Annotated in this window: 24 protein-coding genes; 8 read left to right on the top strand and 16 right to left on the bottom strand. The window is 44.3% G+C overall.

Translation table 11 applies throughout. From position 1 onward, the window contains the following. Nucleotides 1-32: 32 nt before the first annotated feature. Both WD077_03370 and WD077_03365 read right to left on the bottom strand, forming a co-directional pair. Complete coding sequence (locus WD077_03370) at nt 33-440, bottom strand: cobalamin B12-binding domain-containing protein (protein ID MEX0966251.1); 408 nt, start codon at nt 438-440, stop codon at nt 33-35. 249 nt (nt 441-689) lie between these two features. Next, the gene (locus WD077_03365) at nt 690-890 is read right to left on the bottom strand and encodes a hypothetical protein (protein ID MEX0966250.1); all 201 of its coding nucleotides are present in this window, start codon (nt 888-890) and stop codon (nt 690-692) included. A 227-nt stretch (nt 891-1117) separates the two neighbouring features. Here WD077_03365 and WD077_03360 point away from each other — a divergent pair, with 227 nt between their 5' ends. Beyond that, nucleotides 1118-1984, top strand: coding sequence for an EamA family transporter (locus tag WD077_03360; protein MEX0966249.1), 867 nt, complete (start codon nt 1118-1120; stop codon nt 1982-1984). Here the strand turns inward: WD077_03360 and WD077_03355 are convergent. From WD077_03355 to WD077_03340, 4 genes are all read right to left on the bottom strand, one after another. After that, nucleotides 1981-2262 (bottom strand): hypothetical protein, encoded by a 282-nt coding sequence (locus WD077_03355; GenBank protein ID MEX0966248.1) that lies wholly within the window; start codon nt 2260-2262, stop codon nt 1981-1983. The genes WD077_03360 and WD077_03355 overlap by 4 nt on opposite strands. A gap of 249 nt (nt 2263-2511) precedes the next feature. Then, nucleotides 2512-3573 carry an agmatinase family protein gene (locus WD077_03350; GenBank protein ID MEX0966247.1) on the bottom strand — a complete coding sequence of 354 codons (1062 nt, stop codon included), beginning with the start codon at nt 3571-3573 and terminating at the stop codon, nt 2512-2514. Continuing rightward, the gene (locus WD077_03345) at nt 3573-3929 is read right to left on the bottom strand and encodes a CCC motif membrane protein (protein MEX0966246.1); all 357 of its coding nucleotides are present in this window, start codon (nt 3927-3929) and stop codon (nt 3573-3575) included. Before WD077_03345 ends, WD077_03350 begins: the two co-directional genes overlap by 1 nt. Before the next feature lie 5 nt (nt 3930-3934). Further along, nucleotides 3935-4234, bottom strand: coding sequence for a DUF2752 domain-containing protein (locus WD077_03340; GenBank protein ID MEX0966245.1), 300 nt, complete (start codon nt 4232-4234; stop codon nt 3935-3937). 158 nt (nt 4235-4392) lie between these two features. Between WD077_03340 and WD077_03335 the strand changes: the two genes are divergently transcribed. The 4 genes from WD077_03335 (at nt 4393) to WD077_03320 (ending at nt 9180) form a co-directional block, all read left to right on the top strand. After that, a complete protein-coding gene (locus WD077_03335; protein ID MEX0966244.1) occupies nt 4393-5451 on the top strand; it encodes a class I fructose-bisphosphate aldolase in 1059 nt (352 codons plus the stop codon). Between the two features lie 109 nt (nt 5452-5560). Then, nucleotides 5561-6469, top strand: coding sequence for an acetyl-CoA carboxylase, carboxyltransferase subunit beta (accD, locus tag WD077_03330; GenBank protein ID MEX0966243.1), 909 nt, complete (start codon nt 5561-5563; stop codon nt 6467-6469). Between the two features lie 381 nt (nt 6470-6850). Continuing rightward, nucleotides 6851-9070 carry a TonB-dependent receptor gene (locus WD077_03325; protein ID MEX0966242.1) on the top strand — a complete coding sequence of 740 codons (2220 nt, stop codon included), beginning with the start codon at nt 6851-6853 and terminating at the stop codon, nt 9068-9070. Further along, a complete protein-coding gene (locus WD077_03320) occupies nt 9058-9180 on the top strand; it encodes a hypothetical protein (protein ID MEX0966241.1) in 123 nt (40 codons plus the stop codon). The genes WD077_03325 and WD077_03320 overlap by 13 nt, the downstream gene beginning before the upstream one ends. A 230-nt stretch (nt 9181-9410) precedes the next feature. On the opposite strand, the gene WD077_03315 is transcribed toward WD077_03320, so the two are convergent. Together WD077_03315 and WD077_03310 are read right to left on the bottom strand one after the other, a co-directional pair. Next, nucleotides 9411-10679, bottom strand: coding sequence for a patatin-like phospholipase family protein (locus WD077_03315; protein ID MEX0966240.1), 1269 nt, complete (start codon nt 10677-10679; stop codon nt 9411-9413). 417 nt (nt 10680-11096) lie between these two features. Further along, a complete protein-coding gene (locus WD077_03310; protein ID MEX0966239.1) occupies nt 11097-12155 on the bottom strand; it encodes a branched-chain amino acid aminotransferase in 1059 nt (352 codons plus the stop codon). Between the two features lie 56 nt (nt 12156-12211). Here WD077_03310 and WD077_03305 point away from each other — a divergent pair, with 56 nt between their 5' ends. Together WD077_03305 and rdgB are read left to right on the top strand one after the other, a co-directional pair. After that, nucleotides 12212-12760, top strand: a complete 549-nt coding sequence (locus WD077_03305; GenBank protein ID MEX0966238.1) for a hypothetical protein — start codon at nt 12212-12214, stop codon at nt 12758-12760. Further along, on the top strand, nt 12760-13350 hold the full coding sequence (gene rdgB / locus WD077_03300) for an RdgB/HAM1 family non-canonical purine NTP pyrophosphatase (GenBank protein ID MEX0966237.1): 591 nt from the start codon (nt 12760-12762) through the stop codon (nt 13348-13350). Before WD077_03305 ends, rdgB begins: the two co-directional genes overlap by 1 nt. A 183-nt stretch (nt 13351-13533) precedes the next feature. On the opposite strand, the gene WD077_03295 is transcribed toward rdgB, so the two are convergent. The 4 genes from WD077_03295 to WD077_03280 all read right to left on the bottom strand — a co-directional run bounded on the left by WD077_03295 (nt 13534) and on the right by WD077_03280 (nt 16531). After that, on the bottom strand, nt 13534-13656 hold the full coding sequence (locus WD077_03295) for a hypothetical protein (GenBank protein ID MEX0966236.1): 123 nt from the start codon (nt 13654-13656) through the stop codon (nt 13534-13536). Between the two features lie 29 nt (nt 13657-13685). Beyond that, nucleotides 13686-14408 carry a hypothetical protein gene (locus WD077_03290; GenBank protein ID MEX0966235.1) on the bottom strand — a complete coding sequence of 241 codons (723 nt, stop codon included), beginning with the start codon at nt 14406-14408 and terminating at the stop codon, nt 13686-13688. Nucleotides 14409-14992: 584 nt separating this feature from the next. Beyond that, nucleotides 14993-15712 (bottom strand): hypothetical protein, encoded by a 720-nt coding sequence (locus WD077_03285; GenBank protein MEX0966234.1) that lies wholly within the window; start codon nt 15710-15712, stop codon nt 14993-14995. A 240-nt stretch (nt 15713-15952) separates the two neighbouring features. Next, nucleotides 15953-16531 (bottom strand): hypothetical protein, encoded by a 579-nt coding sequence (locus WD077_03280; GenBank protein ID MEX0966233.1) that lies wholly within the window; start codon nt 16529-16531, stop codon nt 15953-15955. A gap of 445 nt (nt 16532-16976) precedes the next feature. Between WD077_03280 and WD077_03275 the strand changes: the two genes are divergently transcribed. After that, a complete protein-coding gene (locus WD077_03275; protein ID MEX0966232.1) occupies nt 16977-19109 on the top strand; it encodes a Tex family protein in 2133 nt (710 codons plus the stop codon). 72 nt (nt 19110-19181) lie between these two features. On the opposite strand, the gene WD077_03270 is transcribed toward WD077_03275, so the two are convergent. From WD077_03270 to WD077_03255, 4 genes are all read right to left on the bottom strand, one after another. Further along, complete coding sequence (locus tag WD077_03270; protein ID MEX0966231.1) at nt 19182-19937, bottom strand: NAD(P)-binding oxidoreductase; 756 nt, start codon at nt 19935-19937, stop codon at nt 19182-19184. Nucleotides 19938-20571: 634 nt separating this feature from the next. After that, nucleotides 20572-20781, bottom strand: coding sequence for a gliding motility-associated C-terminal domain-containing protein (locus tag WD077_03265; protein ID MEX0966230.1), 210 nt, complete (start codon nt 20779-20781; stop codon nt 20572-20574). After that, nucleotides 20723-22951 carry an SBBP repeat-containing protein gene (locus WD077_03260; GenBank protein ID MEX0966229.1) on the bottom strand — a complete coding sequence of 743 codons (2229 nt, stop codon included), beginning with the start codon at nt 22949-22951 and terminating at the stop codon, nt 20723-20725. The genes WD077_03265 and WD077_03260 overlap by 59 nt, the downstream gene beginning before the upstream one ends. A gap of 262 nt (nt 22952-23213) precedes the next feature. Continuing rightward, the coding region (locus WD077_03255) for a gliding motility-associated C-terminal domain-containing protein (GenBank protein MEX0966228.1) at nt 23214-23425 on the bottom strand (212 nt) is incomplete at its 5' end.

Below are 23425 nucleotides of genomic sequence, written 5' to 3'. Positions count from 1 at the left end.
CAGTGGAAAGCATAACGACTTTAAAGAAAGGCTCAGTGGGTTCTGTTGGATGCCACCCAATTGCGGATATACTGCACGATCTGATCCATCGGAGTGCCAGGCGGGAAGAGTTTGCCAACGCCCATTTCGTGCAATTTTTCACTGTCCGCTCCGGGAATAATGCCTCCCCCGGTGAGCAGCACATCGTTCATCCCGTTTTCTTTCATCAGCTTAATGATGCGGGGAAATACCGTATTGTGCGCCCCGGATAAAATACTAACGCCAATGGCATCCACGTCTTCCTGAATGGCCGCATTCACCACCATTTCTGGCGTTTGCCGAAGGCCGGTATAGATCACTTCCATGCCTGCATCACGCAGCGCCATGGCAATTACTTTAGCCCCGCGGTCGTGGCCATCCAGCCCCACTTTAGCCACCAATACCCTGATGGGCCTGTCCATTGTCATACTCAGAATACTTTAAATGAGGGGCGAAGGTATTTTTAAAAAGAGATAGTTGAGAACAAATGCGAAAGGTTCAATATCTTTTACGTTCCATGAAAAAGCTGTTATAATTTATTTGTGATCATTAAAACCACTATGATTTTCAGCATTTTATACGGAATACATGATTATCAAAAATATCAATAAAAAAACCCCGCTCACTTTTCAGGGAACGGGGTTTACCATGAGATACTCAAAACCAATTGATTAAACAGAATAATCTTGCGCTTGTGCTAATTCGTTCTGAAGTTTTTTATCAAATACATGCCGTGAAAGAAATTCATTTATTTCACTGTCAGAAACGGTGCATTCAATTTCACCAAGCGAATTGAGCCGCAGTTCGAACCCCTGTAGCTCGGAATGTACTTTAGGAGTTTCAGAAAGTTCAGTGTGTCGTTTTCTTGTCATATCGTAGTGTTTTTTGTGGTGTGATTTAATTTCCAAAATCTGAACCCACCAATTCCGGGTTCTATCTTACACAGATTGAAAAGTTGTCCGAAGGGTTGCGTTTGCTGTTCAATTATTTGATTTTCAAGTAACCATTTTGCTCAGGCACCTAATCACAGGGCCTTGATCTACTTTTGCCGGAAACGCCATTACTGATTTTGACACCGGTTACCAAAGCTTATTTCCAGTTGCACATTTCAGTTTTCCTGGTTGGCTTCACCGCCATCCTGGGGAAGCTTATTTCGCTTGCTGAAGGGCCTCTGGTTTGGTGGCGACTGCTTTTTACGTGCCTGAGCCTGCTCCTCCTGCCCCGTATCTGGCGCGAATGGAAATTGCTGAAGCGAAAAACCTTCTGGTCATTGGCGGGAATAGGAGTGCTGGTAGCCATACACTGGCTCACCTTTTACGGATCAATAAAATATTCCAATGCCTCCATTGCGCTCATTTGCTTTTCCACCATTACCATTTTCACGGCTTTTTTAGAACCCCTTGTTTTCCGGAAAAAAATAAAACGGATGGAGGTGTTTCTTGGCGCCTTGGTGATTGTGGGTATTTACATGATCTTCAGGGTGAGCGGAGAATACGTTACCGGTATTGTACTGGGAATTATTGCGGCATTTCTGGCGGCCGTGTTTACTATTTTTAATAAAAAGGTGGTGGGGGAGGCAGGCCCGAATATGATCACTTTCATTGAGCTGTTCTCTGGCTTCGTCTTTCTGAGTTTGCTGATGCCGTGGTACCTGCAGGTTTTTCCGGAAGCGGACTTTATGCCTGTGAAGGTGGATTGGATTTACCTGCTCGTGCTGTCCCTGGTTTGTACTACGCTCGCTTACAACCTGGGACTGAAGGCGCTTAAACATCTTTCAGCCTATATCTCCAATCTGGCGCTGAATCTGGAACCGGTCTATGGGATCATTCTGGCCTATCTGGTATTGAAAGAGGGAAAGGACCTGCCGCTGGAATTCTACTTCGGTACTGCAATCATCCTCCTGGCGGTATTTGGCCACGTGCTGAGCGGGCGTCTGATGAAGCGAAAAAGGCCGCAAATTCTTTAGCTGTCAGCACGTTCAGCAGGAGGGCGAATATTGTTTGGAGCTTTATCCATATCAACTTCGAAAAGCTCCATTTCATTCAATTCCCCCACATGATGCGTGACGAAATCTCTCACGTCTTTAATTGAGGGAGCTTCCCAGAGGCAGGTAGCAGTAGTGCCGTCCTGATTCGGCAAAATGCTGTGAAGTTTGATATGAGCCGGAAGGTCGGCAACCGAACTTCTTGCACGTTCCCAGAATTCCCCGGGCTTGTGAATTTTGTGATAAATCAGGATGTACATAGTAGAGGGTTGTTTTTGGTGAAACAAATAATCTGCCCTCTTTTTTTGATTCCTTTCTTCATGATCCACCCAGCCAAAACCCAATGATGGATGTTTGCCAAAGTTACCATGAAAATGAAAGTATAATAAGTAAATAATAATAGATTACATTCTGTTTAATTAAATACTAAATACCTGACTTACATCTTGTAAGAAATATGACTCAGAAAGCAGTACGCTGCCTTTTCATGCTTCATAGATTGCGCACCTTTATGCCTTTAAAGCAGTAGCTGCAAAGCCGCAGAGTTTATAGAGCATCCGTGCTCCGACATTAGCATCCCACTCATTCTGGCCAGGTGAAACTTCGCACAAGTCAAAACCAATAATCTGGCGACCGCTTTTTACCAGCGTTTCCAGCAGAAAAACTGCTTGTTCAAATGAAAGTCCTCCCGGAACGGGCGTCCCGGTATTGGGGCATAAATGGGGTTCCAGCGCGTCAATATCAAAGCTGATATAAACTTTCTTCTCCAGGCTCTCAACGATCTCATCGCAGCAATAGGCCCAGGACTTCCCCCTGAATAATTGCTCCTTTTGCGCAGCATCATAAAAGACCTTTATGCGGCCCTCCGCTTTTTTAATTACGTCTGATTCTCCCTGAGAAATATCCCGGATACCTACCTGAACCAGGTTTTCGATCGCTGAGATCTTCAGGGCATTGTGCATAATAGAAGCGTGAGAGAATTCAAAACCCTCATAGGCCGGACGCAGATCTGCGTGCGCATCAAGTTGCAGGACAGAATATCCCGGATGCTGAATAGCCAGCGTGCGCATCAATCCCAGCGGAGAACTGTGATCCCCGCCTGCAATGCCCACAAGCTTCCCTTTGCTGAGCCATTGCCGCGTCACATCCTCAACATCATCCACCATCTCCGAGCAGCCTTCATTGATCTTCTCAAGTTCCAGCGAAAAATCACTCGCGGATGTCTGCATTTTTCCGGATTCCAGCGTTTTAATGTACGGCTCAGCGAGAAGCCTCAACTCAGCATTTCGTTGTTCCCACAGCGGTTGAATGGCATCCATCGCAAATCCATGTTGCCATGCCTTGCCAAAGTGAAAATCATGCAGGTCAATTTGCTGTGAGGCTTCCAGAATAGCGGCAGGCGCATGGGCAGTACCGGCACCATAAGAAACTGTTACTTCCCAGGGAACGGGCACTACCACCACCGTAGATTCGGCAGGCGTAAAGGGCAGTCCGAAAAGGCCCTTTGCTTCCAGTCCATTAAAATCAGGATTGAAGGATGCAAGTTTTTCCTCACGTGGCGTTTTTGCCATCAGAATTCCTGTTGCTGCAGTTCCTCCATCATTTCCCTGATTTCATCATGGAAGAAAATATTGCTGATCAAGGATAGTAGAACAACTATTACGCACAGGATAAGACCAATAATAGCCACCACCTTTCCTGCCTTCAGGTTGTTGTAGGAACTGACTGTAAATCTTTCAGGATGTGCTTCATATTCCTTTTTGCCACGGGAGGCCATAAAAATGGCTGCGATAGCAGGAATGATCCCGATGCCCCAGCACCAGCAGGTGACAATGGACACGATGCCCAATATCAGCACAGCCGTGGAATTGGGCGTGGATTGTTGTGGAAATGTAGCTTCAGGGCGAAGGATCGTTTCGTCAGCCATAATAGTTAAAGGTTTATGAGTTGGATAATTTTCAATATGTAGCCAGCCATTAAAATGGTGGTTGAGATGAGAAAACTTGCGACAAGGTACTTCAGGCTTCCCGGGAAGGGCCTTAAAATGTGCGTGATTAAAAGCAGCAACATGATAATGGTGGGAATGAGCGCAGGATACAGTATAATGCTCTCAGTAATTTGACCCTGTATCAGCGCAAGAAATGACCGCTGCATTCCACATCCCGGGCAAGGGAGATGAAAATGCTTCAGAAAGAAGCAGGAAAACAAATGCTCATTAAGCCATTTGATCATGGAGAGACGGTTTTCTTATTACTGCGAAACTAAGATTCCAACTCATTCTAAAGCAAATATTCTGGTTTTTGATCTAAAACCACCAGTAATAACTACAGTTCAGTCTTACTGGTCAATTTATTTACTTTGCACTCCATTTTTTTAAACTACTAAAATAGATGAGTTACGATAAGATTGCAGGTTTGCTGGGCAAGGATTCCGAAAAACTGCTGAACCATGTGAGCAGCACAATAAGCAAAGATTTGCTGCACCTTCCTTCCCCCAACGTTGTGGAAGAGCGCTTTAAGGATTCAAACCGCAGCGTACAGACATTGCGAAATCTGCAGGCCATTTATGGCCATGGCCGCCTGGGCAATACAGGGTATCTGTCCATTCTTCCTGTTGATCAGGGGATAGAGCATTCAGCAGGCGCGTCTTTTGCGCCAAATCCCATTTATTTTGATCCTGAAAATATTGTGAAGCTTGCAATAGAAGGCGGCTGCAATGCAGTGGCTACCACTTTTGGCGTTCTTGCCAATGCTGCCCGCAGATATGCCCACAAAATCCCTTTCATCGTGAAGCTGAACCACAATGAATTGATGACCTACCCGAATAAATACGATCAGATCATGTTCGGATCGGTAGATGATGCATGGAACCTGGGAGCCGCAGCCGTGGGGGCTACTATTTATTTCGGCTCTGATGAGTCCTCCCGCCAGATCGTGGAGGTGGCCCAGGCATTTGAACGTGCCCATGAGTTAGGATTGCCCACCATTCTCTGGTGCTATACCCGAAACAATGCCTTTAAAAAAGAGGGTACGGATTATCATACCTCGGCTGACCTTACCGGGCAGGCCAACCATTTGGGAGTTACGATTCAGGCGGATATTATTAAGCAAAAACTCCCTGAGTTAAATGGCGGGTACAATGCATTGAAGTTTGGCAAAACGCATAAGAAAGTTTATGATGAGCTGTCATCTGACCATCCGATTGACCTTTGCAGGTATCAGGTGGCCAATTGCTATATGGGCCGTATCGGGCTTATCAATTCAGGCGGAGCTTCCTCAGGCGCATCGGATATGGCTGAAGCGGTGTTTACTGCCGTGGTGAACAAACGGGCAGGCGGCAGTGGTTTAATCTCCGGCCGCAAGTCTTTTCAGCGCCCTATGAAGGAAGGCGTGGAATTGCTCAATGCCATCCAGGATGTATATCTGGAGAAAAAAATAAGCATTGCCTGATCTCAGAAGACGATAACACGAGCACCCACATAAAATGCAACCGGGCAGAAACAGGCACTCCTAAAACTGGCCGGCTGCAATATATTATTTCATCAACCGAAATCATACTATGAGCTGGTTTAAGCGAGTAAAAGAAGGTATTGTAACTGCCACCAAAGACAAAAAGGAGACGCCTGACGGTTTGTGGTCAAAATGCCCTGCCTGCGACAGCCGCATCACCACAAAGGAATTGAAAGACAACCTTTACGTATGCAGCGCCTGCAACTACCACTTCCGTATCAATTCCATTGAATATTTCCAGATACTATTTGACGATCAGGAATTCCGGGAGTTGAACAAGGATCTTGCTTCAGCCGATCCCCTGCATTTTACCGATAAGAAGCCATATAATGAACGGCTGAAGGAGGCGCAGGCCAAGTCGCATCTTACGGATGCAATCCGCACCGCGCACGGTAAACTTAACGGGGTGGATATTGTGGTGGGTGCCATGGACTTTTCATTTATCGGTGGATCTATGGGCGCAGTGGTGGGAGAGAAAATTGCCCGGGCCATAGATTTTTCACTAAAGAAGAAATTTCCTTTTATCATGATCTCCAAGTCGGGTGGGGCCAGGATGATGGAAGCCGCTCATAGCCTGATGCAAATGGCCAAGACCTCTGCTAAGCTTGCGCTGCTTGACCGTCAAAAGATTCCGTACATCTCCATTCTTACGGATCCGACTACAGGCGGAGTAACGGCATCTTTTGCGATGCTGGGCGATATTAACATTGCCGAGCCGGGAGCGCTAATTGGATTTGCAGGCCCGCGTGTAATTAAAGAAACCATTGGACGTGATCTTCCCAAAGGTTTCCAGAGCTCAGAGTTCCTGCTGGAGCATGGATTCCTGGATTATATTGTGGACCGGAAGGATCTGAAGGATAATCTTTCCACTATGCTGGGCCACTTTGGCGACAGCAAGGTGAAGGCGAAAACAGTGAAAGCCATTAAAGCGCGTGAGAAGGCAATCGCTGTGGCATAAACACAAAAGTGTTTTCAGCAATTCCGTTTTTCCATCAGGAGCTCCGTCCTTCAGGTCGGAGGAAATGAAATGCTCCAAACCGCTTGCAGGGCTTTAGCCCTTTCCGGTATTCCCGTGATGATATAAAAGGGCTGAAGCCCTGAGCAAAGGAGTGTTCGTTTTTTTACCCTTCCCTGAAGGACAGGGATACTGATATGAAGCGTCATTAAAATTGAAATGTGGGAGCTATACGATATTTCAGAAAAAGGGAACTATCCACCAGAAAACCGGAATATCAAGGTCTATTTAGAGTGATCTTTTAAAACCTGAATTTTCTTGGAGGGTATCCTCAACTTCAATTGTCTCAGCATTAAAATCAACAAAATAATTGCCGGGACAATCATGAGAACTTTTGCTATTTTATTTCTTACGGGTTTATTCTTTTTCCAGGCGCAAGCACAGAAAGTAACCCAAACCGTTCGCGGTGTCGTGCGCGATCTGGATTCCCGCTCAGGTTTGATCGGGGCACATGTGCAGGTACTGAATTCTGATCCCCTTATTGGGACAATTACTGACCTTGACGGAAATTTCGTTCTTGAAGAGGTGCCTGCGGGCAGGATCAATATAAGAGTTACCTATCTGGGATACGAGGAAAAAGTAATTCCCAACATCCAGGTAGGTGGCGGCAAGCAGGTGGTACTGGAAATAGATCTCCGGGAATCGCTGGTGATGCTGAAGGCTGCAGAAGTAACTGCCACCAAAGACAAATCGGAGGTACTGAATGAAATGGCGCTGATCAGTGCCCGCACATTTTCGGTGGAGGAAACAAAGCGATATGCCGGCAGCTTTAACGATCCGGCACGAATGGTTTCATCCTATGCCGGGGTAACGGGCGATGCTCAGGGCGATAATGATATCATCGTCCGGGGAAACTCGCCTAAGGGCATCTTGTGGCGGCTGGAAGGCGTGGAGATTCCCAATCCTAATCATTTTGCCAGCGAAGGCGAAACCGGTGGGCCAATCAATGCTCTGAACAGTGCAATGCTTGCCAATTCTGATTTTTATACCGGGGCTTTTGCACCCGAATATGGCAATGCCTATTCCGGGGTTTTTGATATGAAATTGCGCACCGGAAATAATGAGGAGCGGGAATATTCAGTAAGTGCAGGCGTGATAGGGATTGATGCCACGGTAGAAGGACCCTTTGCTAAGGGCGGCAAATCTTCATATCTGGCCAACTACCGCTATTCCTCGCTCGCAATTCTGGACAACCTCGGACTGGTAGATTTCCAGGGAATTCCGAAATACCAGGATGGCTCGTTTAAGCTTATGTTTCCCACTAAAAATGCCGGTATTTTTTCTGTTTTCGGTCTCGGAGGCAAAAGCAATATTTTTCAGCAGGATCAGGATGAAGATAATGAGAACCTGATACACGCCAATTCAAATTACAAAGCCGGGATGGGCGTGGCGGGTATTAATCACTTTTTCCCTATTAATGAAAATTCATATTTACGCAACACTTTTTCAGGCTCAACCAATGGCAGCGGCTTTGACTATAAGGAACTGAAAGATGGAGAATTAGAATTGAAATATGACGATTATTTAAATAAGTATACCTGGCGGATGGCTTCTACTTTTAATACAAAACTCAATGCACGCCATAAATTGCAGATCGGAGCCATTTACTCGCTGCATCAATTTGATTTCAGATCGCGATATTTTGACGAAGACAAAGGAGGAATGGCCAACCTGCTGGATCAGTCTGGAAATGCCGGGCAGCTTCAGGCATTTACAAGCTGGAAATTCCGCATAGCCGAACAACTAACTTTGGTGAGCGGGGTGCATTATATGCAGTTCATGATGAACAACACAAACTCCATAGAACCACGGACAGCATTGAAATGGCAGTTAACTGAAAAGCAGTCATTAAATGCAGGTTTTGGTATTCATAGCAAATTGGAATCGCTTACCACCTACTTTTCTATTGATAGCCTCGGAAGAAAACCAAACCGGGATATTGACTTTGGGAAAGCCGCGCATTATGTGCTCAGTTACGAAAATCTTTTGCACAAGAATCTTCTGGCAAAAGCAGAAGTTTATTATCAGCATCTTTATCATATTCCCGTGGCTAATAGTTTGGACAACCCCTTTTCATTAATAAATTCATCAGAAGGGTTTACCAACTTCCCACTTGTAAATGAAGGCGGAGGAAGGAATTATGGCCTTGAACTTACGCTGGAGCGTTATTTTACCAAGCGTTATTTTTTCCTTGCCACAGCTTCTCTCTACAATTCAGAATACAAAGCCCTGGATGGTAAATGGCGCCAATCGGTTTTCAACGGAAACTATGTAGGCAATCTTCTCTTTGGAAAAGAATTCAGCCTGGGCGATCACTCAAAGAACCGCACACTTGGTATCTCCGGGAAAATTACTGCGGCAGGTGGGAAAAATCATACTCCGGTAAATATGGAAGCCTCCGTGCATAAAGGCGAAACCGTTAGGGATGAGAATAATTATTTAGGGGCAAAAGCAGAGGATCTCTTTATGGCTAACCTCGTGGTGTACTACCGGAAAGAAAGGAACGCACTACCCATGAATTCCGCTTCGATGTGCAGAACGTAACCAACAGCCAGGCGAAACTTTATGATTATTATAATGCCCGCAAAGGTGAGGTAGAATATGCTTATCAGTTGCCTTTATTACCGGTGATGTATTATAAGATTGAATTTTAGTTTTTTTAGTCAGGAAGAGAACCGGCCACGGAAATTATAATACGGGAACTGCCGGTTCTTTTCCTGTTTATTTTATTCATTTAAAATTTGGTTCTGCCGGGATTTGCTTTTTAGCCATTGATATATACTCCACTATTTTTATAGCAGAACCTTAATTTGAAACCCAATCCGGCCAGATGATTTTTAATTAAACAAATAATAATCCGGCTATAAATTAAAGAGCACTAAAATTATGAATTCGCCTCTGCCTGCCCTTTCATTCTGTCAGATTTCACGTTCATTTCTGCCAGGCTCTTGCGGACATCCTTATAATTTTCCCAGTTGAACGTTTGCAAAAACTCACCTGCGTAAATAGCTCCGTTTTTAAAGAGGTCAATTTTGGCTTCATCGCTAAGGTAAAAGTCCAGCCAGTCGTGGTTTCCATAGCGGATGATGGCGATGAGGTGGCGGTAGTCAGGATTCTTTTGCAGGAAAGTGTAGTCATGTACATTGCGGATCGAATCGAAAGTGGCGCCCGCCATCTGTGGAAACTTGCTGATGTTATTGGGAGAAACGCGATCTACTCCGAGCTTAACACCAAAAGTTGGCGCGGTAGGCACAGAATTGAAATTGTGGAATAAGTCAATTGGAAAGTTGCTCATCATACCGCCATCAATAAAAAATACCTCCTCAGGAATATTTCCAAGGAAGCCTGATTTTTCCTTCCACTTATCCCGCTGGCCGGGGCCTGTGGGAATATTCTTCACACGGAACGGATGGAAGAACAGCGGAATGGACATTGAGGCACGGATAAAATCTGCCGGGTTTACGGCCTCCGGATCTGCCCAATAGAGGTCAGCCATTTCCGGAAAGGTGGTTTTTGTGGAAGTAGTAATATCAGCGGAAACAAATCCAAGCCTCTTATAATTTTTGTAAGGTTCGTTATTCCGGATGTTGCGAAGGCCGGCAGGCATTTCCTCCCGGATCCTGTTGAGGTCGGCCATCGTATGGACTCCTTTCTCCCTAAGCATTCCTGATAGCCATTCATGGAAATTATCGCCAGGGTTCAGCCCGAAATCTTCATTGAAATTATCAATTACCTGCCATCCCTTCCACATCATTTTTATGGTCTTTGACTTTTCAAGCAGGGCTTTTACAAAGTCTTTGGCGTCATTGTCGCCATCCACCAATTCGCCCAGGTTTTTGTTGGCCAGCTTCTCAGTGATCCAGGCAGATTTGCGCTCATTGATGGGGCCGGCAGCCGCCATCAGCATCGCATTGATTGACCCGGCTGAGGCTCCGCCCATCTTCAGGAAGCGGATCCCCATCTCCTCCAGCACATAAACAAATCCTACCAGGGCGATGCCCAGTACACCCCCGCCTTCCATTACAAGGTCTACGTACTGAAGGCCCTCATCATCTGCGATGTCTGTAAATTTCTTCTGCCGGATGCCAGCTTTCTTTAAGCTGTCTATGACTTTCAGCACTTCTGCATGTTCCGTGAATTGTGTCGCTTTCATGGTAAATTATTTAGGTTTTGAAATGTAATGATCATTTTGATCGTCAGGTAAATGTAGGGAATGGTTTGAATTTAATGCTGACCTTTGGTTGGGAACAAAAATATTTTTTGAAGGGATCCAAAACAATGAATCAGTGAGCGAATAGAAATAATTCTGATTTGGCTGGTCAACAATGAATTTGGCTTAGCTTGAGGATATACGATCGTTTTTATTGAACAAATTATTCTTCAATAGAATCTGCCACATCTGGTTTAATAAATGTTAAAGTTAAAATACATTTACCATTAAAATTGAACACGTGGTTTTTGAGCATTTTTAATCCTAATTTAATACAGGAAATGTCAATGTGGCTTAGGAACTTGTGAAACCCAAACCATGAAGCCTTGAGGAGCGAACCCGGACTTTATGAAAATACTGTTACACCGGTTCTATCCAGCCCCATTTATCTTCAGCCGTTCCCCGTTTTATTTCCTCCAGTGTTTTGAGCAACCAGTTTGAGATCTCACGGGTTTTAGCATCCCGCAGAATCATATCATGGTCATTATAACCAATCGCAGAGATCTGGGCAATAGTGGCGGCAGTGCCGGTGCCAAAGGCATCCAAAAGTTCGCCCTGGTTGTAGGCAGCAGTAATTTCATCAACGCTCACATTCCGGATCTGCACATCAATTCCATGATCTTTCATAAGGGCAATAGCGCTGTCGCGGGTTATTCCTTCCAGGATGGTACCTCCGGCTTCAGGCGTCACAATTGAATTTCCGATCTGAAAGAAGATGTTCATGGTGCCGGATTCTTCAATATATTTATGATCGCAGGCATCTGTCCATATCAACTGGCGGTATCCCTCCTTTTGGGCAAGATGAGCCGGATAGAGTGCCTGGCCATAATTGCCGGCTGCCTTAGCGTAGCCGCCTCCTCCCTGGCATGCCCGCGAGTATTCAGTTTCAATCTTCACCCTGATGGGTTCCGGGTAATAGGCGTTTACCGGGCAGCAGAATATCATGAACCGGTAATTCTGCGAAGGACGTATCCCAATGAAATCATCAGTGGCGAACATGAACGGCCTGATATAGAGCGAGCTGCCTTCGTTGCGCGGAACCCAATGTTTGTCTATTTGGATCAGTTCCCGCAGCCCATCCAGGAATATTTCTTTAGGCACCTCCGGCATGCACATGCGCTCGGCTGATCTGTTCATGCGCTTCCAGTTTTCTGCAGGGCGAAACAGAAGGGGATGGCCGTCTTTGTCGGCATAAGCTTTCATTCCCTCGAAAACCGATTGCCCGTAATGAATGGCAGAAACTGCCGGGCTAAGGCTGATTTCCTGGTAAGGCACAATATGTATACCTTGCCAGCCATTTTCATTATAGTCCGCCACAAGCATGTGGTCGGAGAACACTTTTCCAAAATCAACATTCTGCATTACTTCGTCAGAATGTTTGGATTGGGTTGTCTTTTTGATTGTGATTGGGTAACTCATGTCGTTAATATTTTATGCCTTTTTTGGGTTTCAAGATATTAAAAATAATCAATTTTATGAAGAAGAATTTTTCACTGCTCGCTGATTCACCAGAATTTCTTGCCGGTTTCTTTACTGAAGACATTTATCATGTGCAGCCTGTGCCCGCCAAAATTACTTCACAGGAACCGGATAGTGATAAACCTCCGGCTTCCGCTCCTGGTTTAGCAAAGAAACCATTCATGCCGTCTGCCGTGGCAACACCTGTCATCCGTGTGCTGATGACGTATCCAGGCCAGCAGCAAATGCCAGCAAAGGACAAGAATTTTCTGATGAAGGTTTTATCCGCAGTTAAGCTTGATATGAAACAAGTGAAACTGATCAATATCGCTGAGAGCAGCAATTTTGATTTTGCTGAAGCCATTGGAGATTCGCGGCAGGTTATTACCCTGGGTCTGGAAGCAGACCGCCTCCCGGAAGGTATTGCCAAACCCGGTCTGTATGACTTGCCGGACTTGCAGTTGCTTTGCGTTTGGGATCTCACGAAAACCGCTAACGATAAGCAGCGGAAGCGGCTGCTTTGGGAATGGCTGCAGATAATGTTTCCTGCCAAAAAAAGCAAATAATGAAAAAGCTGCTTTTTGCCACCAATAATGCGCATAAGCTTCAGGAAGTAAGAGACGCATTCCCGGCCGGCTTTGAACTGCTGAGCCTGGCAGACGTAGATTTTGAAGGAACCATCCCTGAAGACTATGAAACGCTTGAGGAGAATGCCCTGCAAAAGGCGCAATACATCCATGCGAGATTCGGGATGGATTGCTTCGCTGATGATACCGGGCTGGAAGTAGCGGCCCTGAATGGAGATCCGGGCGTTTACTCCGCACGCTATGCAGGCCCGGCAGCCACTTTTGATGACAATGTATCGCTGCTGCTCAGCCGGCTGGAACCTCATGCTGACCGTACGGCCCGCTTTCGTTCGGTATTCGCGCTGATTCTCGAAGGCAGGGAACATCTTTTCGAGGGAATGACTGCAGGCAACATAACCACCAGCCGGAGGGGTCGCAAGGGCTTTGGCTATGACCCGGTATTCATTCCCAAAGGACAGCAGCGCACATTCTCAGAAATGACAATGCAGGAAAAAAATGCGATCAGCCACCGGGGCAGGGCATTGCAAAAAATGCTGGATTTCCTTAGTTCTTTAGGCGGGAAAAAATGAATAATATCTGCAAGGATTAGTATAATTGTAAGATTTTAATTTATTGGTTTTTAAATTTATTTATAGTAAAAAATATTGGTTTAATTAATTGCTCTACTGGAATTTTAATAGAAGAAATGGAGGAAGAACAGGTTCAGTGCCGATCGCATCTCTGGGCTTCACAAAGAGTTTATATAAAAGCTTTCATAAGATGACGGGAAGCTTTTTGACGATATTTATTTTTCCCTTATTGATCTTCGATTCAAGCATCGTAATCTTGATCACCGTCTGGCATTCCACCTGCTGCCCGTTAGAGCTTGCAGGCACAGGCATAAGAATTTATGGCTGTTCGCGACTTAATAAATGGCATAGCGAAAACCAAAGACAATTCCGGATTCATAACTATGCGTGTTGGATATGTAAGAAAGGGGAGCATAATCACCGCTGTTTTGGACAAGAGTTTCTCTCAAAGATATACCTCCGTCAACACTAGTATAAATATATGCCCTATTGTTGATCTGACGTTCAAGGGTAAATGATAAAGAACCAAAAACCTGAATTTTTCTTAGTGCTTCCCCGGCATCAGGAAACCCTATGGGACATCTTAAGAATGAATATATATTATAGTTATGATTATAGTTAAAATGAACCTCAAAACCTGTCGCAAACATAAGGGCAGTACTTGCATTTACGGGCACCATGCGGGCAATATATACAGGAATACTAACTGTTGAATAGGTAATTTGCAGTAAATCATCTTTGTTAATAAGGCAACCAAAATTTGCCGATCTTGACTGAATAAATATTGAGTTATCCGTATTTAATAATTCTATCCCGGTTACAAAGAAATAGGCTGAATCCAGGAAATGAGGAATGTATAATTTCAACCTTATGCTGGGAGCCAAATTTAATTGGTTCTTTGCTTTAGCCTTAGTCAAAGCCATTTTAGTTAATATCATTCCGGTATTGGTAATGCCCAATTCCTGGGACACATAAAATTTTTCATTTTGTGCTTGAGTATAGCACCAATGTAAGCAAAAGACAAATGCAAAAACTGAAAGTTTAATAGTGTTTGTCATAGAAGAATTTTTTACGAACCATTTTCATTTCATTAGCCCTGGGAATAAGCCATTCCCGGAATCAACAGTAAAACTAAAAAGAATAGTATGAATTGTTTGGCTAAAGTGTTATTATGTGGATCTTTCATTACAATTGAATTTTGGATGAGCAGAATCAAAACTATAATAAAACAAAGTTTAGTAAAAATTTTATTAACAGCTAATTTTCCTCTGTTTTTGATTAAAATATAAAACGCTCCATCCATTCCTGAACAAGGCTTTCTTATAACCATTGGCGGTTTCTGTGCCTTTCGCATCTACCAAGCCTGCTTGGCTGAACTTCCTGGCCAGCGGGTGGTTGGTGTTGATCTTCAGGTTGTACTTCTCCCATCATCATTCCGCCTCCGAGCTTGCTCATATCGCGCATCCTGTGCATGAATTCATCACGGGTGATGACCAGGGCCGGTTCTCAATAGACGCCATTTCCCAACTTCAAGGAAAAATGCTAAATTTGTTTCCTTATACAAAGGAAACATGTTTGATCTGAAACTCATTATAAAGGAAATTATTGGCGACTTCCATCAGCGAGCCCACTGTTTCGCGACTTAATAAATGGCATAGCGAAAACCAAAGACAATTCCCAATTCATAACTATGCGTGTTGGATATGTACAAAAGCGGAGCTTTGCCACTTTCATAATTTAGAATGCTCCTGAAGGATATGCCTCCGTCTACACCGGCATAGACATTTGTCTTTTCGTTGATCTGATGTTCAAGGTTCCATGATAAAGAACCAAAAACCTGAATTTTTCTTAGTGCTTCCCCGGCATCAGGAAACCCTATGGGACATCTTAAGAATGAATATATATTATAGTTATGATTATAGTTAAAATGAACCTCAAAACCTGTCGCAAACATAAGGGCAGTACTTGCATTTACGGGCACCATGCGGGCAATATATACAGGAATACTAACTGTTGAATAGGTAATTTGCAGTAAATCATCTTTGTTAATAAGGCAACCAAAATTTGCCGATCTTGACTGAATAAATATTGAGTTATCCGTATTTAATAATTCTATCCCGGTTACAAAGAAATAGGCTGAATCCAGGAAATGAGGAATGTATAATTTCAACCTTATGCTGGGAGCCAAATTTAATTGGTTCTTTGCTTTAGCCTCAGTCAAAGCCATTTTGGTTAGTATCACTCCGGTATTGGTAATGCCCAATTCCTGGGAGACATAGAACTTTTCATTTTGTGCATGTATACAGCACCAATGTACACAAAATACAAATACTAATACTAAAATTCTAATAGTGTTTGTCATAGAAGAATTTTTTACAGTAAACAGTAGCCGCATATATCGTCTGAGTCGAATTGTAATGTCCTCCGCCATTTGCGCCCAATTCATATCCATCTATTATCGAAGATATTTGAAGCAAAGCCGTGGCTCCTCAGACTACTTGTGTGTTATCAGAACCCAGCCGATCTGATTCTGTATTAAAGGCGCGGCTAAATAAGCATCTTATGAAAATCAAAATAAAAGCCTGCAGCGTGTTTGCCCTGTTCATTGGATCTCTTTTAATAACATGGAATTGCTTGACGAAAATTTAGCTATTATCCCTACATCCTTGGCAAACCATAACTTATCATAATAAGTTAATGTTCGTTGATTACTTTCCAGCACATCATAGTAAGTGGTGCCAAATATTTCCACACTGTCCAATTTCCGGACACAACATTCCGGCCCCCAATCATTGCCTGTTTTAGTAATGCCTTGGCCACTACCAAAAGGAGGGGCATGAATAATAAAAGAGGATCTATGTTCATTCCTGCGAATGTCAAAACTCAGACTATTTAAATTGTGAAGATTATCCTTCCATTCATAAACATAATTCTCACTGGTATAATCCTCATGCAACTCACCGATAATTTCCCTTATCTCAATAATCTCGGCAATTTCAGTAAGGTTGTTATCTCCCGTATCTACATAAATGTACTTGGTGCCTACGGACCCATTTACAAAGTAGGATTTAAACTCAGGGTCTAATTGGAAATGCGGTTTTGAATCTTTATTCTTGTCCTTACAACCTGCTGCAAAGCAAACACACAACAGAAGTCCTAAAAAAAATTTGTAAGCTTTCATGGCTTTATAAATTTAGTGTTTAGGAATAATACTATTTAGCCGTCACTGCATTCTGTAACAGGAGAATTTGCTCTTTCATCTTCGTTCTGCAACCCAGAGGGGTAATTTTCATGGTATACATGGTAATTGAATTTTGGATTGTGTTGTAAGAAATAAAGAACAAAGCAAAGTTTAGTAAAAATTTTATTAACAGCTAATTTTCCTCCGTTTTTGATTAAAATATAAAACGCTCCATCCATTCCTGAACAAGGCTTTAATTTGACTAAAAGTTTCCGAATAGAATCCAGACCTACAAATAATTCAAACTCCGCTGTATCTACTCCGTCAGCTCTTTCCCATTCAGCATATTCTTTGACAGCCGCTCCAAATCAAACACTTGCTTCACCAGGGGTTTCTTATCATTTTCCATCCTGTTTATAAACCCCGCATTGCTGAACTTTGCAGGATGGCTACGCAATTCATAGATCTGATTTCTGCTCAACTCTCCATTCAGCACAGGCAGGTGGAGAATACTGTTGCGCTTCTGGAGGAAGGCGCTACGATCCCGTTTATTTCACGATACCGGAAGGAGCGGACGGGCAGCCTTGACGAAGTGCAGATAGGTGATATCCACTTGTTGCTGCAAAAGCTGCAGGAAGTGGCCAGGCGCAAACAGACAATCCTTAAAACGATTGACGAGCAAGGGAACCTGACAGAGGAATTGCGCCAGCAAATTGAGAATACATGGTCGCTGCCGGAACTGGAAGACCTTTACCTGCCATACAAGCCGAAGCGTAAAACACGGGCCAGCGCAGCACGCCAGAAGGGATTGGAGCCCCTGGCCAAAATTATCATGGCGCAGCACGAACGGGATATTGAAGCCCGTGCCCGCCAGTTTATTACAGATGAAGTAGCCGATGAACAAGAGGCGCTGCAAGGGGCACGCGACATTATTGCTGAATGGATAAACGAAAGTCCGGCCGCCCGGAACAAAGTGCGTTGGTTATTCAGCAAAAAAGGAACGCTTCAGGCTAAAGTGGTGAAAGCTAAGGCTGAGGAGGCCATAAAGTACAAGGACTACTTCAACTACGAAGAGTCGCAGTGGCGGGCGCCTTCGCATCGCATTCTGGCCATCAGGCGCGGTGAGGATGAGGGGTATTTGCGGGTGAGCATAGCGCCACCGGAAGAGGAGGCCCTTGAGCAGCTTGGTCGGATCTTCATAAAACGTGGCAGTTCGGAAGCCACGGCTTCTCAACTGGAATTGGCCATGAAAGACAGCTACAAACGGCTGCTGCAACCGGGCATCGAAACGGAATTCAGGAGCAGCCTGAAGGAGCGCGCGGACGAGGAAGCTATCAGGATATTTGCCGAGAACCTGCGGCAGTTGCTCCTTGCTGCGCCCTTGGGCCAGAAGCGCGTGATGGCCCTGGACCCCGGCTACCGCACCGGATGCAAGCTTGTGTGCCTTGACGAGCAGGGAAACCTGATTCACAACGAAACCATATATCCGCACCCGCCACAACAGGAAAAAACAGCGGCCATTAAAAAGCTGCATACGCTGGCCAACCAGTTTAAGACCGAGGCGATCGCCATTGGCAACGGCACGGCCAGTCGCGAAACGGAGCATTTGGTGAAGCAGGTACGTTTTGAGCGCGATGTCCAGGCGTACGTGGTGAGCGAGGCCGGAGCATCCGTGTATTCAGCTTCGCCTGTGGCGCGGGAAGAATTTCCCAACTATGACGTTACCGTGCGTGGTGCCGTGAGCATAGGCAGAAGGCTGATGGACCCGCTGGCTGAGCTTGTGAAAATTGACGCCAAGAGCATTGGGGTAGGGCAATACCAGCATGATGTGGACCAGGCCAAATTGAAGCAGGGTCTGGACAAGGTGGTGGAAAGTGCCGTGAACAGTGTGGGCGTAAATCTTAATACGGCCAGTAAGCACCTGCTCACCTACGTTTCCGGGCTTGGCCCTGCGCTGGCGCAAAACATTGTGGATTACCGCAGCGAAAATGGCGCCTTCGGTTCCAGGCAGGAGTTGAAGAAAGTCCCCCGGCTTGGCGGCAAAGCCTTTGAGCAGGCAGCCGGTTTTCTTCGGATACCGGATGCGAAAAACCCGCTGGATAAAACCGCAGTTCATCCGGAAAGCTACGCGGTGGTGCAGCAAATGGCCAAGGACCTGAAAGCGAAGCCGGAGGAGCTGGTGGGCGACAAGGATATCCGCAGCAAAGTGGATCTGCAGCGCTACGTAACGGAAGAAACGGGCCTTCCCACGCTATCGGATATTCTTGACGAACTCGCCAGGCCGGGCCGTGACCCGCGAAAAAGGGCGGAGACCTTTGAATTCGCAAAAGGCATCACAAAAATTGACGACCTGGAAGAGGGGATGATCTTGCCGGGGCTGGTAACCAACATCACAGCCTTTGGTGCCTTCGTTGACGTGGGCGTAAAGCAGGACGGCCTCGTCCACATCAGCAACCTGAAAAATGAATTTGTGAGCAATCCGGCAGATGTGGTAAAGCTGAACCAGCAAGTTCAGGTAAAAGTGTTGGAAGTGGACGCAGCAAGAAAGCGAATTCAGTTGAGCATGAAGGATGTGTAAGGGCGGATTAAAGCAAGTGGAATAACCACGATTGGCGGAAAAGTCAACAAGCACAAATTCATATTTTAAAGATCACGTTGTAGTCGGTTCATTTATTAATTTCTGGTTTTCAACATTATAAATTACTGGCATTTTCCCTTTCCATTTATTCCACAAGCTGCCATCTAAAATCAGGCTTGCCATAAAGTGAGCTACATTGATTCTGCTCGTTTTTCCGGGATTAAAAATGGCACTTCTGGTGGGCGAAACATGCAAAGTATATTCGGTTACGCTGCTCTCATTAATTAAACTGTCCGGACGAACCGCCACCCATTCTATTGAAGGATCATTTTGCCCGATACTGATTCTTAAATAATCTGCAGCTTTTTCATTATCAGAATGTGGCGGCAGTAATAATCGAATTAACCCTGTCACAATTTTTTCTCCAAATGAAACAGGTTCGGAAATATCCCGGTTTCTGTTCCCTGTAGTATTCATTAATACAATTTTGCCCGGAATTTTATTTGTACTGTTCTGAATCGCTTCTGATACCAGCCGGACTGCATCTGTAACGAGTTTCCTGGGTTTTCCATAAATACCCTTCCATGTTAAATTGTGTCCCAGGCAAAAGGCAACAGCATGACATTCGGCAAGGTGGTTTGTCATCTCTTCCACGCTCATTTCCGATAAATTAGCTTTGATTATTGTTATCCCGGAATTGTTATTCCAATAGTCAGGAATTTTGCTGGTTTCACGAATAATGATCCTGATTTTCTGTCCTTTCTCCATCAACTGCTCTGCGAGTTGCCTGCCCGTAGCACCGCTTGCTCCAATTATTAATGTTGACATAGATTTTGATGTATTAAGTTGAGCCTGGTTTATTTATAATTTTTATTCATGATGTAGCTCATCGCGCTTTGGTTTGAATGGCGGGGAAAAGCAAAGTCAGCCAGCAACCAGTTCGCCCGGCAATCCGGATTGCCACAACCCGGGAAATCGCGATGATAAAAGTTTTTGGAAGAGATTTCGTGATTAGGTTTTTATTTTTTCAAATTTGTATACCAATTCAATTCTGAGGAGCAACTCAAATACTGTAAATATGTTTTACGCTGCTGCCAATCTTTTTTATGTTGCTTCAACACTGAAGATTAAGCCTGCACCATTCACAAAAGCAAACTACTGATGACCGTACTAAAGCTTAGCAAGACAGCAATAATTTCCTTTCCCTTATGCCTGGTTATCCTTGCGATATTCTCCAAGGCGATAGTGTCCACAGGAATTTTGAGTCAAGATCAAATTAGTATGTTTTATATCGCAGGAGTTGTGATAGCTGCTGCTTTGTTGCCCTTGATAGCCCGAAATTCCAGTTCTCCACAGTACAAAAATATAATGGCATATTGCGCAAGCTACGCCATAGGTCTGGTAGCAGCAGGGCTTGTTTTATATCTCCTGGTTTAGAATTTTCAGGGTTTGGCCGATAGAATCACCTCACCAATTGCACCGTCCCCTTTTTAATCTTCCTCTCCAAATGCCCTTTTTCAATATAGCTGTATTCGATTAAATAAATATATACGCCAACCGGAGCCGAAACATTGCGGTAATTCCCATCCCAACCAATAGCAATATCAGCGCTCTCAAAGAGCTTTTCGCCCCAGCGGTTGTAAATTGACATGCGGAAGGATTCTATCGCAATTCCTGACGCCAGGAAAATTTCGTTTAGACCATCCTGATTGGGAGAGAAGCTGTTGGGCAGGAAGAGACGTGGAGCACAATCTATTAGCGGGACAAGCGGTGACATGGATGGAATCGGCAGTGGTGCAAAAACCATTGCTGATGGTGACACTGTACAAGCCGTCCTGCATTACTTCTATCTTTTGGCTTATTTCACCGGTATTCCACAAATAAGTATTTCCGCCATTTTTTGCATCCAAAACGGCTCTGTCACCGCACACGGAGGTATCATCTGAAGCAAAACCAAAAGGGGAATTGATTTTATCAACTTTCACGGTATCGGCATTTTCGCACATCTGGCTGCTTTTTACCAAAAGGCTATAGGTGCCATCTTTATTAATACGCAAATCCTTTGTCGTGTCACCCGTATTCCAGAGGAAATGGCTGCCGTTGGATGTTGGCTGTAGCAGATGATCCACAAAATCGCAAAAGGCTGTGTCAGGGCCAACGTAAATCGTTGGCTTGGGCAGAAAAGTGACGGTAATGGTGTCGTAGTAAGTTGTATCCTGATCCTTTACTTCAACGAAATAGGTGCCGGTTTTTGTGATGGAAAGTGTTGGTGTGGTATCTCCGGTGCTCCAGAGGATTTTATCGTTAGGGTAAATGCTTTTTGGAATAATAGTAAATATGTCACCTGCACAAGTGGTGGTGTCCTCGCCAAGCGTAAATTCCCGATACTGCCTAAGTTTTAATACGAAAAGATCTGAATAACCAGTGGATGAAATTAAAAAAGAATCCGACTCCGGATCTACATCTCCGGTTCCCAGAATATCGCCCAATGCATAGATATAGTCGTTGTGCAAGCATATTGGAAGGGGCTCATAACGCTGAAACCCTACCTGAGTAGCTAAATGACCGGCATACTGAAAATCACCGGCCCCCGTTAGTTTCAATATAAAATAATCCATAGAATGTTTAGCACTCAGATTATAGCTTGCGATAGAAGGATCAAAATCAGCCGTATTATGAAATACGCCTGTAATAAAAACATCATTTGAGGAATCCGTAAATATAGAATTACCTGCTAGGAAAAGTCCACCTCCTTCAGCAAACTTTTTTGCCCATACAAAAACACCAGCGGAAGTCAATTTAAGTACAAAATATTCACCGGGCGAGGTGAGATTATAAATTCCTGGACCAGGATCAAAATCAACCGTTCCTGAAAAATATCCCGAAACATAAACTTCATCACTCCCATCTACAGCTAAAGAGTAAGTTAAAATATTTTCAATGCCCCCTATTGTTTTGGACCAGATTAAGTTCCCATTGTTGTTTAATTTTGAAATAAACATATCATCCTTTCCTACAGACGAAACAGTTAAACTATTGGGCCCAGGGTCTAACTCTACCGTGTCGTGAAAACTGCCAGAGACATAAATATCTCCCTTCGTGTCAATATTCATTGAAACTGTAGCCCCATTGCTCCCTGGCCCATCCAAAATATTCCCTGCCCATTGAAAATTGCCATTACCATCCAGTTTCAGCACAAAGCCATTTCTATAATCAGTAGCAGTTAAATTAAAGGTGCCAGGACCAGGATCAAAGTCAACGGTATACTTAAATTCTCCGGAAACATAAATATTATCTAAAGAATCAACAGCCAGAGAATACGGATAATTGTTGGCATTGGTTCCTGCTAATTGTTTAGCCCATAGGAAATTGCTGTTCTTATTAAATTTTGCAATAAAAATATCGCCACCTGTAGCCGAAGTTGTATTTAACAAAAATGTTGTGGCCCCTGGATCAAAATCCACCTGTCTAAAAAATGCTCCTGCTATAACTATATTTTCATCAGTGTCCAACGAAATTTGGGTGCCATAACTTACGGCAGTGCCCATGTTTTGCACCTGAACTGCCCATAAAAAATTTCCATCAGCGTCCAACTTTGATACAAACATATTCTGATTACCCAAAGTAGAAAGCTGGAATGTGCCTGGACCCGGATCAAAATCCACTGTCCCTGTAAACCAACCTGTGCTATATATATTCCCATTTTTGTCAGTGGTGATTGCGGTTCCATCACAAAGGATGTCGCTGCTGCCCTTCATCTGTTTCGCCCACACCAGTTCAGGCTGTGCAGAGAGCAAATGGCTAAAGATAATTCCAAATAAATTCAGGGCTATGATTCTCATGGAGTATGGTATTGGCACTCTTTAAGACACAAAGATACCAAGAAGATTGGACCTTAAAGTCTTGGGCTTGAAAACAAAGCCAAGATATCTTACGTAGCCCAACCCACGTCATCCTGAGCGCCAGCGAAGGATCTGGTGGGTGCGGTACGCGCGGTTATTCAAGCATCAATTATTCTATCCGCTGCGATTAGGAGGATGGGTTATTAAATTTGGAATCTGCAATGAACACGCATTTAATAAGGCGTACCGAGAACAATTATCCTCACCTTACCAATTGCACCGTCCCCTTTTTAATCTTCCTCTCCAACTGCCCTTTTTCAATATAGCTGTATTCGATTAAATAAATATATACGCTAACCGGAGCCGAAACATTGCGGTAATTCCCATCCCAACCAATAGTAATATCAGCGCTCTCAAAAAGCTTTTCGCCCCAGCGGTTGTAAATTGACATGCGGAAGGATTCTATCGCAATTC

This window comes from Bacteroidia bacterium, from assembly GCA_040880525.1.
In the GTDB taxonomy this organism is placed as follows: Bacteria; Bacteroidota; Bacteroidia; order CAILMK01; family JBBDIG01; genus JBBDIG01.
Note: the sequence above shows the minus strand (reverse complement) of the source record. Positions and strands in the feature narration are given on the sequence as shown.

Excerpts from the sequence above, each read along its gene's own strand:
- WD077_03370 (MEX0966251.1), bottom strand. The coding sequence starts at position 440 with ATGGACAGGCCCATCAGGGTATTGGTGGCTAAAGTGGGGCTGGATGGC.
- WD077_03365 (MEX0966250.1), bottom strand. The coding sequence starts at position 890 with ATGACAAGAAAACGACACACTGAACTTTCTGAAACTCCTAAAGTACAT.
- WD077_03355 (MEX0966248.1), bottom strand. The coding sequence starts at position 2,262 with ATGTACATCCTGATTTATCACAAAATTCACAAGCCCGGGGAATTCTGG.
- WD077_03350 (MEX0966247.1), bottom strand. The coding sequence starts at position 3,573 with ATGGCAAAAACGCCACGTGAGGAAAAACTTGCATCCTTCAATCCTGAT.
- WD077_03345 (MEX0966246.1), bottom strand. The coding sequence starts at position 3,929 with ATGGCTGACGAAACGATCCTTCGCCCTGAAGCTACATTTCCACAACAA.
- WD077_03340 (MEX0966245.1), bottom strand. The coding sequence starts at position 4,234 with ATGATCAAATGGCTTAATGAGCATTTGTTTTCCTGCTTCTTTCTGAAG.
- WD077_03335 (MEX0966244.1), top strand. The coding sequence starts at position 4,393 with ATGAGTTACGATAAGATTGCAGGTTTGCTGGGCAAGGATTCCGAAAAA.
- accD (MEX0966243.1), top strand. The coding sequence starts at position 5,561 with ATGAGCTGGTTTAAGCGAGTAAAAGAAGGTATTGTAACTGCCACCAAA.
- WD077_03325 (MEX0966242.1), top strand. The coding sequence starts at position 6,851 with ATGAGAACTTTTGCTATTTTATTTCTTACGGGTTTATTCTTTTTCCAG.
- WD077_03315 (MEX0966240.1), bottom strand. The coding sequence starts at position 10,679 with ATGAAAGCGACACAATTCACGGAACATGCAGAAGTGCTGAAAGTCATA.
- WD077_03310 (MEX0966239.1), bottom strand. The coding sequence starts at position 12,155 with ATGAGTTACCCAATCACAATCAAAAAGACAACCCAATCCAAACATTCT.
- WD077_03305 (MEX0966238.1), top strand. The coding sequence starts at position 12,212 with ATGAAGAAGAATTTTTCACTGCTCGCTGATTCACCAGAATTTCTTGCC.
- rdgB (MEX0966237.1), top strand. The coding sequence starts at position 12,760 with ATGAAAAAGCTGCTTTTTGCCACCAATAATGCGCATAAGCTTCAGGAA.
- WD077_03290 (MEX0966235.1), bottom strand. The coding sequence starts at position 14,408 with ATGACAAACACTATTAAACTTTCAGTTTTTGCATTTGTCTTTTGCTTA.
- WD077_03285 (MEX0966234.1), bottom strand. The coding sequence starts at position 15,712 with ATGACAAACACTATTAGAATTTTAGTATTAGTATTTGTATTTTGTGTA.
- WD077_03280 (MEX0966233.1), bottom strand. The coding sequence starts at position 16,531 with ATGAAAGCTTACAAATTTTTTTTAGGACTTCTGTTGTGTGTTTGCTTT.
- WD077_03275 (MEX0966232.1), top strand. The coding sequence starts at position 16,977 with ATGGCTACGCAATTCATAGATCTGATTTCTGCTCAACTCTCCATTCAG.
- WD077_03270 (MEX0966231.1), bottom strand. The coding sequence starts at position 19,937 with ATGTCAACATTAATAATTGGAGCAAGCGGTGCTACGGGCAGGCAACTC.
- WD077_03260 (MEX0966229.1), bottom strand. The coding sequence starts at position 22,951 with ATGAGAATCATAGCCCTGAATTTATTTGGAATTATCTTTAGCCATTTG.